Here is a 15,743-nt window from a genome sequence, read left to right as displayed (position 1 = left end):
AGAACGCAATGGCATTTTGGGACCGCTGGCTCGGAGGCTCATCGTCTCCGGCGGCATCGCCGCGTGCGTCTTTCCAGGATTCGGGTGGCGGCGTCGTTATCAACACGTCGCAGCAGTTGGAAGAGGCGCTTCGTACCGGCACTTTGACCGCTTCCGGCGCGTCTGTGACGCCCGACAAGTCAATGCGGGTGGCGGCTGTATATGCGGCGGTAAGGGTTCGCTGCGGCGTCGTCGCCAATATGCCAATCCATATTAAGCGCCGGGTGGATGATCGCACACGCGAGGATGCGGTCGACCATCCATCCTGGAAACTCATGCGCCGTAGGCCGAACGGGTGGCAAACGCCAGCACAATTCAAGCGCATGATGCAGGCTCACTTGATCCTGCGCGGCAACGCCTACGCCCTGATCGCGCGGTCGCGGGGTGAGGTGCAGTCACTGATCCCACTCCACCCCGATCGCGTCGAGTGCAAGCAGAACAACGATCTGACGCTCGAATACACCTATACCCGCAAGGATGGCCGCAAAATCAAGCTGGCCCAGAATGAGGTTTTCCACCTTGTCGGCCTGACCCTGGACGGCGTGCACGGCGTCTCCGCCATCACCTATGCCCGCGAGACCATCGGCCTATCTCTGACGATGGAGGATCACGGCGCCTCGACATTCCGTAACGGCGCGCGCGTCAGCACGGTTCTGAAGCATCCCGGCAAACTTGGGCCGGAAGGCACGGAAAACCTTCGCGCCAGCCTCGATAGTTTCCGCGCTGGAGGAGAAAAAGAGGGCAAGGCTCTAATCCTCGAAGAAGGGATGGACGCAGCACCGCTGGCAATGACTGCACAGGACGCGCAGTGGATTGAAAGCCGCAAATTTAGCCGCACCGATATTGCGATGTTCCTCGGCGTGCCGCCACACATGATTGGCGACACTGAGAAAAACACGAGCTGGGGAACTGGCATTGAGTCCCAGACGCAGGGCTTTGTGACGTTCTCTGCTGAGGATGACCTTACGATCTGGGAAGAAACGATCAACCGTGACCTGATCGGTGACGATGTTGATGTTTATGCCCGGTTCAATCGCGCTGCTCTGGTGCGCGGCGATATCAAGGCCCGGTGGGAAGCGCACGTGAAGGCGCTCCAGTGGGGCGTGTCGAGCCCGAACGAAATCCGCGCGCTTGAGGATCAAAACCCTCGCGACGGCGGCGATGTTTATTACGACCCGCCGAACACTGCCGGCGGCGAGAAACCCGAAAAGGATGATGGCGATGAGCCTCCGCAAACTGCCTGAGATCCAGGCGTTCCAGCAGCCTAGCGCGTATCAGTGGGACGTCCCTTCTGACGCGCTGGCGCGATGGGCCGATATCCCCGTTGCGGCTGTAGATGATGCCATCAACACCATCACGATCTACGACATGATTGGCGAAGATCCGTGGTCCGGCGGCGGTTTCACTGCGCGTCGCATGAGCGCAGCGCTGCGCTCGATTGGCGCAAAGGATGTAACGGTCAAGATCAACTCCCCCGGCGGCAATGTGTTTGAGGGCTTCGCAATCTTCAATGAGCTGCGCCAGCACAAGGCCAAAGTGACCGTCGAAGTCATGGGCATAGCGGCCTCGGCGGCTTCCTATATCGCCATGGCCGGCGACGAAATCCGCATGGGTCTTGGCACGTTCCTTATGATCCACAATGCCTGGGGAGTTGTGATTGGCAACCGCAACGATTTGGCCGCGGCGGTGGAAACGCTCGAGCAGATCGACGGGGCCCAGATCGACATTTACGAGTCCCGCACCGGCCTGAAACGGGCGGACATCGAGAAGTATATGGACGCAGAAACCATGTTCTCGGCCAAGGATGCTGTGGCGAAGGGTTTCGCGGATACCGTATCGGAAAAGACAATTGGCGACGATGCAACGGCATCGGCCCGCCCAGAAATCCACGCCAAACGGCGTTTGGATGCCATCCTTGCTCAATCGGGCGTGCCGCGTGTCGAGCGGCGCAAGATGCTCAAGGATGCAACCGGGACCATGCACGACGCTGCCCCGGCGGTCACGCACGACGCTGACCTCGACCCTGCCGCGCTCCAGCGGCTCATTGCAACAATGCGGTCCTGAAAGGATAAATCATGACCAAAGCACTGAACACCCGCGCTCGCGGGCTGGTCGGCGTTCGCGCAGATGCGGGCGACGCGACCAAGATTCTGACTGAGCTTCAGGCGACCTTCGAAGCGTTCAAGGCCGAACGCACCAAGGAACTCGATGACATCAAGGCCGGAATGGCCGATGTGGTGCAGACCGAAAAGGTCGACCGCATCAATGCCGATCTCGGCAAGCTGACCAAGGAACTGGACAGCGTGAACGCCGCGATTGCCGCATTCAAGGTCGGTGGTGCCGGCGGTGATATGGCAGACCCGGCCGTGGCTGCTCACGCCTCTGCGTTCAATACCTGGTTCCGCAAGGGCGACCGGGCCGTTGACGCCGACATGCGCGAGCTTGAAGTCAATGCCAAGATGACCACGCAGTCCGATCCGGACGGCGGTTATCTGGTCCCAGAAGAGACTGAGGCCGGCATTGATCGCGTTCTCGGCACCGTGTCCACCATGCGTTCGCTGGCTCGCGTGATCTCGATCGGCACCAGTACCTACAAGAAGCTGGTGAATATGGGCGGCGCTGGTGCTGGGTGGGTTGGCGAAGAGCAGGCCCGCACCGAGACGGACACCCCGACGCTGCGCGAAATCTCGATCAATGCGGCCGAACTCTACGCCAACCCTGCAATCACGCAGACGGCGCTGGACGATGCCCGTATCGACATCGCCGCCTGGCTGGCGGACGAAGTGTCGGTCGAGTTTGCCGAGCAGGAAGGCACCGCTTTCGTCACTGGCAATGGCGTGAACAAGCCGCGCGGCTTTCTGTCTTACGATACGGTGGCAAACGCCTCCTATGCGTGGGGCAAGCTGGGCTATGTGGCTTCGGGCAAGGCGGCTGACTTCGCCGACATCTCGACCACCGTCAGCAAGGCCGATGCCCTCATCGACCTCTACTATGCGCTGAAATCCGGCTACCGGAACAACGCATCGTGGCTGATGAGCGATGCCGTGATGGGCACCGTGCGGAAGTTCAAGGATGCCGATGGCAACTTCCTCTGGGCTCCCCCGACTGCCGCTGCTGGTGTTGCTACCATCCTGGGCAAGCCGGTCGCCAATGACGACAACATGCAGGCCGTTGGCGCTGGCAACTTCCCGATCGCATTCGGGGACTTCAGCCGCGGCTACCTGATTGTTGATCGCTTCGGCGTTCGCGTTCTGCGCGACCCGTACACCAACAAGCCTTTCGTGCACTTCTACACCACGAAGCGCGTCGGTGGCGGTGTGACCAACTTCGAAGCCATCAAGCTGCTGAAGATCGCCGCTTCCTGATCCATCTAGCGGGCGGCTCTGGCCGCCTGCTTCTCCCCAGCCATTTCCACTGAAAGGATAGTCCCATGAAGGACCTTATTTCCGGCATCGGCGCCATCGCTGCGCTGGCGCCTGCTGTGGTCGCTGCATCCGCTGATGGTGTCGCAGTCGATCTCCAGGGCTTCAATTCCGCAACTTTGATCGTCAACACCGGCGCGATTGCAGGCGCTGGCCTCTATGACGTGAAGCTCCAGCACAGCGACACAACCACTGGCGGCGATTTTGTCGACGTTCCCGCCGCTGACCTTCTCGGCACGCTGCCGGCCGATCTTGCCGCGGCTTCGGTCTACAAGCAGGGCTACAAGGGCACCAAGCGCTACATTCGCGCTGTCATCACCAAGCAGTCGGGCACGTCGATTGCCGCTGGCGCGGTGATCGTTCGCGGCCATCCCTACGACGCGCCTGTCGCCTAAAACCATTAGCCGGGCATTCGTGCCCGGCTTCTCTGTCCAGGGAGAGTGCAATGCATAGTCCGGTTCTTGTCACTGCTCCCGCCATGACGCCAGTCTCGCTGGCTGAGGCCAAGGTGCAGCTGTCGGTCGACCATGACGAACACAACGCCATGATTGAGGGCTTTATCGCCGCTGCAGTTGATCACCTCGACGGCTGGTCTGGCATTCTTGGCCGTGCGCTGGTTGAGCAGACCTGGCGGCAGGACTTTGACTGCTTTTCTGGCCACATGCGGCTGCCTCTGGCGCCTGTGATTTCGATCACCAGCGTTACATGGCGCGACACAGCAGGGCAGATTTCGACGGTTGCGAGCGATGACTACGCGCTCCTGTCGGATGCTCTTGGGCCCTATATCAAGTTCAAATCTGGATTTTCATGGCCCGGTGACCTCAATCAAACCAAGCCGGTGTCGATCACCTTCCTGGCTGGTTATCCCACGACGCCGGAAGTGCCGGAAGCTGGGGAAACTCCAGCCATTCCGGCGGTGAGCAATATCCCGCCAGCCATCAAGGCCGCGATCCTGATCCATGTCCGGTTGATGTATGACGCCTATCGGCTGGGCGATGATGCCGGGCCAATCCCCACGGCGGCGATCGACGCGCTGATCCGCCCTCATCGCCGAGTGTTTTTCTGATGCAGGCCGGCGCGCTTGACCGGCGCATCACCCTCCAGCGGTACGGCATCAGCTATAATTCAGACAATGAGCCGATACAGGGCTGGACTGAACTCGGCAAACGCTGGGCCTCGAAAGAGGATGTCAGCGACGGCGAAAAGGTTCGGGCTGCCCAGGTAGGTGCATCTGTCTCCACTCGGTTTCGGGTGCGCTATGACAGCCTGACCAGCACAATTACCGCGGCGGATCGACTGACCTGCGATGGCGTCCAGTACGTTATCAGCGGGACCAAGGAAGGATCGGGGCGCAGGGAAGAAATCGAGATCACCGCTGCGCGCCCGAATGACAACCTTGTTCCAGTAGATCCAGCGCCATGAAGCTGAAAGTCGACTTCATCGGCGGTCGTGAACTGGACGAAGCGCTCAGCCAGTTCACGCCATCGAAGCGCCGGGCAATCGGGCGCGTGGCGCTGGACAACGCCGGCGAGATCACTGCCAAGGCAGCCAGAGCGCTCGCGCCAGTTGATAGCGGCGGCCTGCGCGAATCCATCGACGTTTCCGGCACGCTCAGCCGGTCGCAGAAATCCGAACATACCAAGGCGGCGGAGCAAGAGCGGTTCATCGGACCCGACAGTCGACCTCAAGGGCATCTTCGTGAGTTCGGCGGGGACGGCAATGCGCCAGAGCCGTTCATGCGTCCCGCCTGGGACCAGACGAAAAACAAAGTCAAAGACCGCATTGGCGATGGGCTTTGGGTCGGTATTGAGAAGGCCGTCAAGGCGGCCGCGCGCAAGGCATTGAGGGCTAAATGATGTTCCTGGCCGCTGGCATTATTGGCGCGACAATCGGCTTCTGCGCCGCAAATACACTGCACAGACTCGCAACAGGTAGGTGGCCCTGAATGCAAACCAAGCTCGCCAACCTGTTGCTCGCCCACGCGCCTCTTGCGGCCCTGATCGGCAACCGGATCCAATGGGACACGCTGCCGCAAGGATCACCCCAGCCGTCCATCGTCATGTATGTGGTCAGCGGCGTCACCGATTACACCATGCAGGGCGCCAGCGGGTATGTGCAGATGCGCGTGCAGTTCGATTGCCGGGGCACTACCGCAGCCAGCGCCCGGGCCGTTGCTGAGGCTCTGGAGGCCCGTCTATCTGGGTTCAGCGGGACGTTCGGCGGCTACAAGTTCCAGGGCGCATTCATGCAGGGCCAGCGGACGCGGTTTGACAAGGACAGCGCGACGAGCTGGTTTACCGACAGCAGGGACGCCGTAATACATTGGGCTCCGGCCTGATCTAGCCCTCATCGCGCCGTGGGCTGGCGCTTTTCTATCACCATGAAACTGGAGAACTGACATGGCCGATACCGCGGCAATGATCGGCTTTGGCACTGTCTTCGAGATGGCAGACCAGGCTACCCCCGACACCTTCGTCGCCTTTGGCGAAGTCATCAGCGTTGATCCCGGCGAGGATGAGGATGAGGATGTCGAGGCGACGCATATGCAGAGCCCAGACACTACCCGTGAATATATCCCAGGCCTGACGACGCCCGGGGAAATGGTTGTGGGGATGAACTACATCCCCGGCAGCGCAACCGATCTGGCCATCATCGCCTCGCGCCGGAAGCGCAACATCGGGCGCCTGACGCTCCCTAACGGGGTCCGCAAGACTTTCCCGATCGTTCGGCGTGGGTATGCCACGGAAATCCCCCTGGATGACCGCATGACGGCAACCGCCACGTTCCGCCGGGCAGGGGCGTCCACCACCGACGCAGCCACGGCACCGGTCAATGGCATCCTGCCGGCAATCCATGGCATTGCGCAGGTTGGCGAGACGCTGACTGTCAACCCCGGCGTGTGGGCACCATTTGCCACCTTCACGTATCAGTGGAACAGCGAAGGCACGCCGATTTCCGGCGCGACCAGCTCGACCTATGTGCCGGTGGTTGGTGATGTGGGCGACAACATCACAGTGACGGTCACGGCCACGAACACAGGCGGCTCGGCATCTGCCACCTCGGCCGAAACAACCACTGTGATTGCGGAGTAGAACCGCCGTGGCAAATGAAATCTTGGGAGAGGTAGACTTCCCGGTAGGTGACAAAACCTATCGGCTTCGCCTCTCCATCAATCAAATTATCCAAGTCGAAGATCTGCTGGGCATCGGCATCATCAAGATCGCCGGCATGTTCAATGACGTCGATAGTCTGACGGCCGGCAGCGTTCGTGCGGTACTTTGGGGCGCGCTGCGTGAGCATCATCCCGAGGTTGATATCATGGGCGCTGGCGACATCATGGCCGAAGCCCGACTGCAGTCTACCATCGAACATGTCGGGCGGGCGCTCCAGGCTGCATTTCCGACTGCGGAGGGTAAGGAAACCCCTTCTCCAAAGCGGGGCCGGGCTGGGAATGGGAAGCGCTCTACCTAGCGTTTTCCTCTTTCGCTCCCGACCCCGAGTCCTACTGGATCCTCACGCCGCGCCAGCTCGACACCAGGTTCAAAGCGGCTTCGGAACGGCGCCTGAGAGAGTATGACGACCAGATGTCTCTGGCTTGGCATATCGAGGCGCTGGCACGAACCAAAAAGTTGCCGTCGCTAGAGAGCATGCGCAACAGCAAGACGGCCAAGCAGGCGCCCCGCAAGCAATCGTGGGAAACGCAGGCGGCCCTACTAAGTAGCTGGTGAGACCGGCACCCGACCCTTGAATTTGAGGTAATTGTCATGGCAGCGGTCGTTGGCGCGCTTCGCGTCGATCTAGGTCTCAACTCTGCGGAGTTCTCGTCTGGTCTCAAGAAGGCATCATCTGGTCTCGGCAACTTCGCCAAAACGGCCAAGATTGGCCTTGCCGCTGTTGCTGTTGCAGCGGCAGCGGCTGGCACGGCGCTGGCCTTTGCCGTCAAGGGTGCGATCGACAACGCCGACGAAATGAGCAAGACGGCTCAGAAGGTTGGCGTCACGACCGAGGCGCTGTCCCAGCTGAACTATGCTGCCAGCCTGTCCGATGTGACCCTGGAACAACTCAGCAAGGGGCTGGGCAGGCTCACGCAGAGCATGTCACAGATCGCGCAGGGCATGGCCGGACCTGCCAAGATGGCATTCGATGCCCTGGGTATATCGGCGGTGACCTCGACGGGGCATCTGCGCGCGTCTGATGACGTCCTTGGCGATGTGGCCGAGCGCTTTGCCCGCATGGAAGATGGAGCGACCAAAACCGCGTTGGCTATTGCGCTGTTCGGTCGGTCTGGCGCCGATCTGATCCCCATGCTGAACATGGGCAAGAGTGGGCTGGCTGATCTGGCGACCGAGGCGGATCGGCTGGGCATCACGTTGTCCACCAATACCGGTCGGTCGGCAGAAGCGTTCAATGACAGCCTGACCCGGCTGCAGTCGGTGTTTGCTGGTGTGATCAACCGGATCATGACAGGCATCCTGCCGGCCCTGGACCAGTTCAGCACCAAGATTTCCGACCCGGCTTTTGCGCAGTCCGCAGAGACGATCGGGCTGGCCATTGTCAACGCCATGGGCATGGCAGTAGAAGCCATCAATGCGACCGTTAGCGCATTCACGTCCCTGCAGAATTCCATGTCGTGGCTCAATGATCACGACATGTTCGGCAATCCGATTGATCGCAAGCCGGGCGGCAAGGACGTCATCAAATTCAACTCGCCAGATGAGGCCAAGAATATCCTGCGGGATAAACTGGCGGCTGGCGATACGGCTGGGCCCGGTGCTGACTTTTACAAGGGCATGTTTGGCGAGAGCAAGGCTGAGGTGGTTTCCTCTGCGCAGGAAGTCGCCGCGGCGTTTGATCCGCTCATCGCCAATACCAAGGCAGCAGCTGCAGGCGCGTCGGCGCTCAGTGCGGCTATGAGCGAAGGCAAGGCAGTATTCGAGGCAACCCGCACCCCGGCTGAATCCTATGGGCTGGAGCTGGAACGGTTGAATGCGCTGCTGGCCAAGGGTGCGATCGACCAAGACACCTATAACCGGGCGGTGACGCAGGCTCAGGATGCTTTCCGAGACGCTGAAATGTCCGGCAACCAGTTGGCATCGACGCTATCGAGCGGGCTGGCGAACGTGTTCAGCAGCGTCGTGGATGGGTCCAAGACTGCCGTTGATGCTATCGGCGATCTCCTGAAGTCGCTGGGCCAGTTGCTTATCAACCAGGCTTTCACCAGCCTTATCGGCGGGCTGTTCGGTGGCGGTGGCGGGCTTGGTGGCTTCAAACTGCCTTCATTCGATGGCGGCGGCTATACGGGCCCCGGCAGCGGTCCAGGCCTTGATGGCAAGGGCGGGTTTCTTGCCATGCTCCATCCAAACGAAACCGTGCTTGACCATTCCAAAGGGCAGGGCATGGGGACGACGATTCAGATCAGCATCAGGGGTTCGCGCCAGGACGCTGCCGAGATCGCCCGCGAAGTCCGCAGGGTGCTCCCTGACGCCATGGCCAGCGTAAACCGCAACCCGTACCGTAGGACATAGCGCATGGCCCTGCCGGAAACTCTCCCTATCGCCTCGTTCGCCGATCTGCTGCGGGTGTCGACCGCGACATTCATGCAGGAGTGGCAGCAGCAGCGATCGGCCACCGGCGGCGGGGAAACTCGTTATGCAGACCGGGCGCCGTCCCTGTGGAAGGCTGAACTGACTACACCTCCGATGGATCACGCCGAGGCGGAAGGGCTGATGGCGTTGGCAAACTCGCGGGCTGGTGGGCTCAAGACCTTCCTGCTCTACAATCCGAAACTGCCATTCCCCTCCAGCGATCCAGAAGGGGCGATCCTCTCAGGGAGTGCGTCGCCTTACCTGCAGACCTATCTCCCATGGTCGGATGATCTGCCGTGGAACGATTCCATGCCATGGGGCGGGCTTGGGGCTTTCGAGCCCAAGCTAGGCGCGATCACGGATCGGCTGCATGTCGCATTCACCGGTCTACCGCCAGGATATATGCTGCCGCTGGGGACGTATTTCAGCATCATGTTCGACACTTCGCGGTTCTATCTGGGGCAGTTTGCCGAGGCGCGGACGGCTGATGGATCGGGCGCGGTGACATCTGTTGAGATATGGCCGCCTTTGCCTGCATCAGTGACGGGAACGCCTGATGTTGAGTTCGCCAAGCCGCATGGAAAGTTCCGACTAGTGCCTGGCTCCGCGTATCCGTCAACGATCAGCACGGTTCATTCGACGTTCAAGTTCTCAGCAGAGCAGACCTATTCACCATGAGCATTGACCCGATCGTCAACAATGATCCTGTGGGCTGGCACGAGAAGGTCAATGATCTGCTTGCCGCTTGGGATGGGGGCGCGGCCCCGACATCGTTCGGTGCTGCACTGGTGCGTCTCAATGCCATGGCAGATGATTTGTCCCTGCCGACGATGGAGTCGCTGGACAGTACCGCGGTCAAGCGGGCGAAGATCAACGGGCTGATCAGCACTTATATGTCCGGCGATTGGATGCCGGTGGTGCTTGGCAGTTCGATCAAGGCATTCTGGAGCGCTGACCGCACTGATCTTATTACGCTGTCAGGCACGCAGGTCACGAGCTGGAAAGACGTTATCGCGGGCTACGACATGGTGCAGGCCGTTAGCGGTGCGCGTCCGGTATGGAGTGCGGATGGCTTCAATGGCGCTCCGGCGGTCGACTATGATGGTATTGACGACCAGATGACGCTTACCGGCGTTCCGTTGTCATTTCCCATCGGTTCCGACCCCGGTGAAATGTGGATTGTGTTCGACAATGAGGCGGCGGGGGCAGATACCACCACAAGGCGAGTTTTCAACTACGGCGGCACAACCAACAACAACTCGCGGGCGCTCACCCTGGCCGGGGTTTCCGGGACGCAACGCTTAGGCGGATATGTCGGCAATGGAGCGAGCGCCGGTTTTTCGGCGGTTCCTCCAGTCGACGCTTCCGGCAGGCGTGCGGCGCGGCTTCAAATCGACGGTGGTGTCGCAACTGCCATTGATGGGAGCGACTTGACCACGAAGGCCGTCACTACACCGGCAACAACTGACACGATGGTCCGTTCTGGCCTCGGAGTTAGCGGCACCGGCCCGTTCAATGGCAAAATCCGCCATATCATGCTGACAGGCATCTTGGCAGGCGATGACCTTGCCAAGGTGTGGGCGTGGACTGAAATTCAAAGGAGGGCATGATGCCTAATATCTTCGTCATTTTCCCAGAGGACAAGCTGGCAGAGGCACAGGCCTACAAGGCATTCTGTGACGGCTATATCCAGGATATGCAGAGCGAGCCCGAGGGAATTCTCGGCCTGCTCGATACCGACGTTTATGGCCAGCACGTGACCACCTATCTCGGCCCTCCCTATGTCTGGGAGGAAGTGGTGCCGGAGCCCCCGGAGGCTATCCCGCTGCGCGCCGATGGCGTGTTGCACGATAATTGGGTCAAGCCCATTATCGACGACTTCTAGCCCGTCAGTTCAACTCGTCCGATTTGCACCCAGCCCGGCCATAGCGCCGGGCTTTTCCATGAGCAGCCATGCCCTACGATGTTGAAACAATAACCGCTCTCGCGAGCGGCAGCATTGTCGTACGCGACATCCTGACCGTGAAGGGCAAGACCCTTGGCGGGTCGGCTGCTGAGTTCGTCTACTGGAACGGTGAAGATAATATCGCGGTCAATGTCGTCCCGCTTGGCGAAACGACGCCAGTGAGCCGCAATATGGTTGGCGGCGGTACGCTGCTCGATGTGCCTCAGATTGTCGACGCTATCGGGCTCGAAGCGCGATCCGTCGCGTTCGGGCTTGATCATATCAGCGATGCCGCTGGCGGCCCGATGGACATGGTCTATGGCAACAATGTCCGCGTGGCTCGGGTGGAAATGCACCGGGCCCTGTTCGATCCGGCAACGTGGAACCTGGTTGCCGCGCCGCACCTGATGTTTGCCGGTCGCGTCGATGGCGCGTCGGTCAATGATGCAGCTGCCGGTGGGGAAGGGGGCTTGTCACTCGAAGCCGTGGCCAGTGCGATCGACCTGACCCGGACCAATCCAGCAATGGAGTCCGATGAACAGCAGCGGCGCCGGGACGGTGATCGCTTTCGCAGGCATGGCGATACGGCTGGCCAGGTCGACACATGGTGGGGGCAGTCGAAGTCATGAACTTCATCATCCAGATCATTGTCGGCGTTGTTCTCTCGATCGCCTCGTCGCTGTTGCAGCAGGCGTTTGCGCCAAAGCCGCAGGAACAGAAGCGCCGCACCGGCACGCGCGGCTCTGCCCAGATCGGCGGCAAGGTTCCGCAATATTTCCTCGTCGGTACGGTCGGTGAGCCAGGCAAGCTCGAATACCAGAATGCATGGGGCAATGATGGCGAAGTCCCGAATGCATACCTGACCGGCGTTTATTCGTTCGGCGATCTGCCCATCACTGGCCTAGCAGGCCTGTTCGTCAACGGTGTTCGGGTGACTGTCTCTGCCACTGACGCGGTCACTCAAGGTTACCCCGTACCGCAGTACAGCGGCCATCTGTGGTGGAAGTTCTTCGACGGCACCCAGACCACGGCTGACAGCTATCTGACCGGCAAGTTTGGATCCGACGCCGACCGGCCTTGGACCGGCGATATGGTCGGGCGCGGCGTTCCGTATCTCGTGACCACGGCTCTGTGGTCAGAAACCCTCTGGACGGGCCTCCCGAGCTTCATGGGCGAGTTTCAGGGCATCAAGCTCTATGACCCCCGGCAGGACAGCACGGCGGGCGGTAGTGGCTCCCAGCGTTGGGCTAATCCGTCTACCTGGGCCTTCTCCGACAACAACTGGGTCATAATCTACAACATCGAGCGCGGCATCTATTACAACGAGCCAGGCGCAACGACTCTCGGCACCAAAATTTGGGGCGGTTCCGCCACGCAGGCCCAGATGCCCTATGCGGCATGGGCCGCCGCGATGGACAAGTGTGATCTCGCGATCAGCCTGGTCGGCGGCGGGACGGAAAAGCAGTTCCGAGCGGGGCGCCGTATCAGCCTCAATGAGCGCCCCGCCGATGTCGTCAAGGAACTGCTGATCGGGGCCAACTCGCGCATCTGCCACTCCAGCGACGGCACGATCTATCCTTTGTGCGGCGTGCCGGACGAAGCCGATGGTGCGTTCTCGGATGCCGACGTGCTGGCGACTGAACCGCTGGGCTCCATCCCGTTCCCGAACCTCGACAGCATCATCAACGGGGCGACTGCCACCTATCGCGAGCCGTCGCAGGCTTGGGAAGACAAGGAAACCGCGCCGTACTATCGCAGCGATCTTGAGGCCGAAGACGATGGCCGCCGGCAGGTTGAAGGGCTGGACCTCGGCACGACGTTCTCCGGCACGCAGGCGCAGCGCGTTATCAAGGCCGTCATCGAGGAAGGCCGCCGATTCAAGACGCATGTCGTGGCGTTGCCGCCAGAGTACGCACAGTTCCGCGTGCTGCAGGCGCTGGCCTGGACCTCGGATCGGTTCGACTATTCGGCCAAGATGTTCCTGATCACGGCCCGCACCGTTACCCCTTGGGGCGTTGTGGTGCTTGGGCTGCAGGAGATCGACCCAGCAGACCACAACTGGACGCCGGGCACCGATGAGCAGCCATTGAGCTTTGCGCCCGTTGTGACCAACCGCCCGGCGCCGCAGGAAGTGTCCGGCTTCTATGTCGAGCCAGCGACCGCTATGGACAATGAGGGTAATGGCCGCCGGCCTGCTTTTGATGTGTTCTGGTCATCGGCTTCGGTCGGTGTCGATGTGCGCGCGGTGCGCATCACGATGTGGCTCAATGATGCCATTGACCCCGTGGCGGATGATCCGATCGTAGGCGACTTGGCATGGCAGGGCGATGTGCCGCCGCCGCTGGGCTCTGCTCGGCTGACGGAGGCTGTGACGGCGAATACCTATTTCGTGATCCAGATCCAGTACATTTCGGAATCTGGACGCGCGACAGTGGCCAGTGATCTCTTTGCCGTCAGGGCCCGAAACATCAAACTCGGCGCCGATGATATCGACATCACATTTGCCGATATCGCTGCCGAGATCATCGAGAAAATCAACGCCATCAGCATAGACGCCCGCGATGCTGCCGATCGTATCGAGCACTTGGGCACGCTGTTGTCCGAGCAGGACGCTGCCAACTTCAACGACCAACAGGGCATGAAGCGGGAACTGCGCAAGAAGGTTGGTGATCTCGAAGCCGGGTTCATCGAGTTCATCGAAGTTGCTCTTGGTCCGGGCGGTGCAATCGCAACGTCGCTCTCGACGCTGTACGCAGCCATGGGCGGCGATAGTGCGCAAGTGCTGGTGCGGTATGAGGCAATAGCGGCCCCTGCTGGCGTGAGTGCTCGCTGGGCCGTGCAGCTATCAAGCGATGGCGATCTGTTCGCGTCGGCCGGCATCTATCTCGACCTGTTGCCGGGTGGAGAGAGCCGCATCGTTCTCGACGCCACCCAAACCGTGATCAGCAAGGATGGAGGCGCAACGGTGCTGGCCTTGTTTGACGAGAACGGACTGATGATCCGCGATATCACCGCGGCGATGATCACCAGTGCCGATGGCTACACGTTCCTGGACCTGACCAATAACGAATGGCAATTTGCGAGTGCACCATAATGAGCAGGATTATCTATCGCCTGAGTGAACAGGCCGATGCTGTCGCCATCTATGACGAAGCGCCGGGCGGCGGCGATCCAAAGGACATCAACGCGCCGATGCATCGTCCCCTTGTTGATCCCGGCAACTGGCTCGCCAATATCTATCTGCACTCCGATCTGGACTATTGCGAAGTCGGCTATGGCCCGACAGTGACCCCGATCAGTCATGCAGCGATTGCGGCGGTCACAATTTCGGACGGCTTTACCGTCAACAACAACCAGTTGGTCTACGGCACGGCGTCTGCGACGCATACGCTGGCGGTTCACGACTTGGGCTATGTGCCTGACTTCATGGTCGTGGTCGACGGTGACGTGCTCTACCCCGGCAAGCCGATCCAGTATTTCGCCGATGGTCGCGCCCGCTATGTCACGGCCTATGCAACGTCGACGCACCTTTATCTTGAAGAACGGTCCAGCCGTACGAGTGATGCCATTCCAGCCGTTGCGAAAAGCTACACGGTGATCATCTTCCGGCAACCGCCGGCGCCGAGTGGCAACGTGCTGGGGCATTGGGATGGCGAACAGGGCCTGCTTGAACTCGGCCGGGGCAAGTTCCGCTCCGACCGGCGCTACCTGCAGGTCGGCCCTGGCGGTGATCCGTTCGGGTTTGCACAAGGCCGCACCATCCATCTGAACAATGGGGCCCCGCGCATGGTGGACCCTGACGGCACGATCACTGACATCGTCCCAGCCTCTGCCGTCTCGGCGTTCGTGAGTCCACGGCAGAACAGCGGTTGGGTGTTTGGCCCATCTGGAGCCTATGGGGGCTCATTCACTGGTGATCCGGCAATACAGGTAAAGGTGCCGTAGTGGCTGGTGCAGTTGGCTATGTAGATGGTGAACTGGTCATCACCAAGGACGGTCGAACCGTCCTGACGACCATGGGGAAGCTGATCCAGTTCCTCACCACCGAGCAGACCTTCACCACCAGTGCCGTCTACCCGGATGTGCCAAAAGGTGAGGGCTATGTCTGGGAATATCACGTCGTAAAGGAGCCGGGCGGCTATTCAGTAGCAGTCGACAACTCGTCAAGCGTTCTCGCTCGGCCGCAGGAATGGACAAACCAACTCGTGCTCGGCGCCGTGCCGGCTGGCGCTGATATCTTCATTGGCCGGATATCGCTCAATCGAACGGTTGCGCCGACGCATTCGTGGAGCAGTGAGGCGCTCGTTCCACGCGTGCCGATGAACCAGGCAATGCAGATCACCGGGTCGATCCTGCTCGAACAGGTTCGCGGGCTCGGCAGGGTGATGTCGGTCTTTATTTCGGACGGCAACCTAGTCCTGGACCTTCAACAGTCGTGCGGCCCGGTGTCGGGTAATTTCGTCACCTGGGGGCAGCCGCTGGCGTTTGAGCAAAGCTCTCTTGGCGGGGTGAACTCAGCGCCATCAGGGCCCGGGAAATACGTCGCTTTGGCTGATATTGGGTACAGCGGCAGTGGCGGTGTCGCGAAATTCTCCTCGACCAACCCATTTGAGGAAACCGTCTTGTCGATCGTCAGCAGATATCAAAAGGGCGGCAGCACCCAGGCCGTCTACTCCGATCCCACCAATTACGGCACCACCTATGCCGTGACCGTCAAGGGCCGCTTCGGCCGCCGCAGCTAACCACTAGAGG

The 15,743-nt window shown here is 60.6% G+C and carries 18 protein-coding genes; all 18 read left to right on the top strand.

From position 1 onward, the window contains the following. Positions 1 to 8: 8 nt before the first annotated feature. The 18 genes from ABFY71_RS06210 to ABFY71_RS06125 all read left to right on the top strand — a co-directional run bounded on the left by ABFY71_RS06210 (position 9) and on the right by ABFY71_RS06125 (position 15,733). A complete protein-coding gene (locus ABFY71_RS06210; protein ID WP_347945154.1) occupies positions 9 to 1,283 on the top strand; it encodes a phage portal protein in 1,275 nt (424 codons plus the stop codon). Continuing rightward, positions 1,252 to 2,103: a head maturation protease, ClpP-related gene (locus tag ABFY71_RS06205; RefSeq protein WP_347945152.1), complete on the top strand. Its 852-nt coding sequence runs from the start codon at positions 1,252 to 1,254 to the stop codon at positions 2,101 to 2,103. Before ABFY71_RS06210 ends, ABFY71_RS06205 begins: the two co-directional genes overlap by 32 nt. 11 nt (positions 2,104 to 2,114) lie before the next feature. Next, positions 2,115 to 3,404, top strand: a complete 1,290-nt coding sequence (locus ABFY71_RS06200; protein WP_347945151.1) for a phage major capsid protein — start codon at positions 2,115 to 2,117, stop codon at positions 3,402 to 3,404. A 65-nt stretch (positions 3,405 to 3,469) separates the two neighbouring features. Next, the gene (locus ABFY71_RS06195; RefSeq protein ID WP_347945150.1) at positions 3,470 to 3,856 is read left to right on the top strand and encodes a hypothetical protein; all 387 of its coding nucleotides are present in this window, start codon (positions 3,470 to 3,472) and stop codon (positions 3,854 to 3,856) included. 50 nt (positions 3,857 to 3,906) lie between these two features. Next, complete coding sequence (locus ABFY71_RS06190) at positions 3,907 to 4,527, top strand: head-tail connector protein (RefSeq protein WP_347945149.1); 621 nt, start codon at positions 3,907 to 3,909, stop codon at positions 4,525 to 4,527. Continuing rightward, a complete protein-coding gene (locus ABFY71_RS06185; protein WP_347945148.1) occupies positions 4,527 to 4,883 on the top strand; it encodes a phage head closure protein in 357 nt (118 codons plus the stop codon). Before ABFY71_RS06190 ends, ABFY71_RS06185 begins: the two co-directional genes overlap by 1 nt. Then, positions 4,880 to 5,317, top strand: coding sequence for an HK97-gp10 family putative phage morphogenesis protein (locus ABFY71_RS06180; protein ID WP_347945147.1), 438 nt, complete (start codon positions 4,880 to 4,882; stop codon positions 5,315 to 5,317). Before ABFY71_RS06185 ends, ABFY71_RS06180 begins: the two co-directional genes overlap by 4 nt. Positions 5,318 to 5,406: 89 nt before the next feature. Then, complete coding sequence (gene gp17, locus ABFY71_RS06175) at positions 5,407 to 5,799, top strand: tail completion protein gp17 (protein WP_347945146.1); 393 nt, start codon at positions 5,407 to 5,409, stop codon at positions 5,797 to 5,799. A 61-nt stretch (positions 5,800 to 5,860) separates the two neighbouring features. Then, the gene (locus ABFY71_RS06170) at positions 5,861 to 6,553 is read left to right on the top strand and encodes a phage tail tube protein (protein WP_347945144.1); all 693 of its coding nucleotides are present in this window, start codon (positions 5,861 to 5,863) and stop codon (positions 6,551 to 6,553) included. 7 nt (positions 6,554 to 6,560) lie between these two features. Beyond that, positions 6,561 to 6,932 carry a GTA-gp10 family protein gene (locus tag ABFY71_RS06165; protein ID WP_347945143.1) on the top strand — a complete coding sequence of 124 codons (372 nt, stop codon included), beginning with the start codon at positions 6,561 to 6,563 and terminating at the stop codon, positions 6,930 to 6,932. A 293-nt stretch (positions 6,933 to 7,225) separates the two neighbouring features. Next, positions 7,226 to 8,986, top strand: coding sequence for a hypothetical protein (locus ABFY71_RS06160; RefSeq protein ID WP_347945142.1), 1,761 nt, complete (start codon positions 7,226 to 7,228; stop codon positions 8,984 to 8,986). 3 nt (positions 8,987 to 8,989) lie between these two features. Further along, the gene (locus tag ABFY71_RS06155; RefSeq protein WP_347945141.1) at positions 8,990 to 9,724 is read left to right on the top strand and encodes a hypothetical protein; all 735 of its coding nucleotides are present in this window, start codon (positions 8,990 to 8,992) and stop codon (positions 9,722 to 9,724) included. Then, a complete protein-coding gene (locus ABFY71_RS06150) occupies positions 9,721 to 10,656 on the top strand; it encodes a hypothetical protein (protein ID WP_347945140.1) in 936 nt (311 codons plus the stop codon). The genes ABFY71_RS06155 and ABFY71_RS06150 overlap by 4 nt, the downstream gene beginning before the upstream one ends. Next, positions 10,656 to 10,931 (top strand): hypothetical protein, encoded by a 276-nt coding sequence (locus ABFY71_RS06145; RefSeq protein WP_347945139.1) that lies wholly within the window; start codon positions 10,656 to 10,658, stop codon positions 10,929 to 10,931. Before ABFY71_RS06150 ends, ABFY71_RS06145 begins: the two co-directional genes overlap by 1 nt. Before the next feature lie 68 nt (positions 10,932 to 10,999). Beyond that, a complete protein-coding gene (locus ABFY71_RS06140; protein WP_347945138.1) occupies positions 11,000 to 11,620 on the top strand; it encodes a hypothetical protein in 621 nt (206 codons plus the stop codon). Further along, the gene (locus ABFY71_RS06135) at positions 11,617 to 14,085 is read left to right on the top strand and encodes a phage tail protein (protein ID WP_347945137.1); all 2,469 of its coding nucleotides are present in this window, start codon (positions 11,617 to 11,619) and stop codon (positions 14,083 to 14,085) included. The genes ABFY71_RS06140 and ABFY71_RS06135 overlap by 4 nt, the downstream gene beginning before the upstream one ends. Then, complete coding sequence (locus ABFY71_RS06130; protein ID WP_347945136.1) at positions 14,085 to 14,936, top strand: hypothetical protein; 852 nt, start codon at positions 14,085 to 14,087, stop codon at positions 14,934 to 14,936. Before ABFY71_RS06135 ends, ABFY71_RS06130 begins: the two co-directional genes overlap by 1 nt. Continuing rightward, a complete protein-coding gene (locus tag ABFY71_RS06125) occupies positions 14,936 to 15,733 on the top strand; it encodes a hypothetical protein (protein ID WP_347945135.1) in 798 nt (265 codons plus the stop codon). Before ABFY71_RS06130 ends, ABFY71_RS06125 begins: the two co-directional genes overlap by 1 nt. The last annotated feature ends 10 nt before the right edge of the window (positions 15,734 to 15,743 follow it).

The sequence above is a fragment of the Devosia alba genome, from assembly GCF_039938915.1.
Classification (GTDB): domain Bacteria; phylum Pseudomonadota; class Alphaproteobacteria; order Rhizobiales; family Devosiaceae; genus Devosia; species Devosia alba.
This window is presented reverse-complemented; position numbering and strand designations above follow the sequence as displayed.

Bases quoted from the DNA above. Each gene is read 5' to 3' on its own strand.
- ABFY71_RS06210 (WP_347945154.1), top strand. From the start codon at position 9: ATGGCATTTTGGGACCGCTGGCTCGGAGGCTCATCGTCTCCGGCGGCA.
- ABFY71_RS06205 (WP_347945152.1), top strand. From the start codon at position 1,252: ATGATGGCGATGAGCCTCCGCAAACTGCCTGAGATCCAGGCGTTCCAG.
- ABFY71_RS06200 (WP_347945151.1), top strand. From the start codon at position 2,115: ATGACCAAAGCACTGAACACCCGCGCTCGCGGGCTGGTCGGCGTTCGC.
- ABFY71_RS06195 (WP_347945150.1), top strand. From the start codon at position 3,470: ATGAAGGACCTTATTTCCGGCATCGGCGCCATCGCTGCGCTGGCGCCT.
- ABFY71_RS06190 (WP_347945149.1), top strand. From the start codon at position 3,907: ATGCATAGTCCGGTTCTTGTCACTGCTCCCGCCATGACGCCAGTCTCG.
- ABFY71_RS06185 (WP_347945148.1), top strand. From the start codon at position 4,527: ATGCAGGCCGGCGCGCTTGACCGGCGCATCACCCTCCAGCGGTACGGC.
- ABFY71_RS06180 (WP_347945147.1), top strand. From the start codon at position 4,880: ATGAAGCTGAAAGTCGACTTCATCGGCGGTCGTGAACTGGACGAAGCG.
- gp17 (WP_347945146.1), top strand. From the start codon at position 5,407: ATGCAAACCAAGCTCGCCAACCTGTTGCTCGCCCACGCGCCTCTTGCG.
- ABFY71_RS06170 (WP_347945144.1), top strand. From the start codon at position 5,861: ATGGCCGATACCGCGGCAATGATCGGCTTTGGCACTGTCTTCGAGATG.
- ABFY71_RS06160 (WP_347945142.1), top strand. From the start codon at position 7,226: ATGGCAGCGGTCGTTGGCGCGCTTCGCGTCGATCTAGGTCTCAACTCT.
- ABFY71_RS06155 (WP_347945141.1), top strand. From the start codon at position 8,990: ATGGCCCTGCCGGAAACTCTCCCTATCGCCTCGTTCGCCGATCTGCTG.
- ABFY71_RS06150 (WP_347945140.1), top strand. From the start codon at position 9,721: ATGAGCATTGACCCGATCGTCAACAATGATCCTGTGGGCTGGCACGAG.
- ABFY71_RS06145 (WP_347945139.1), top strand. From the start codon at position 10,656: ATGCCTAATATCTTCGTCATTTTCCCAGAGGACAAGCTGGCAGAGGCA.
- ABFY71_RS06140 (WP_347945138.1), top strand. From the start codon at position 11,000: ATGCCCTACGATGTTGAAACAATAACCGCTCTCGCGAGCGGCAGCATT.
- ABFY71_RS06135 (WP_347945137.1), top strand. From the start codon at position 11,617: ATGAACTTCATCATCCAGATCATTGTCGGCGTTGTTCTCTCGATCGCC.
- ABFY71_RS06130 (WP_347945136.1), top strand. From the start codon at position 14,085: ATGAGCAGGATTATCTATCGCCTGAGTGAACAGGCCGATGCTGTCGCC.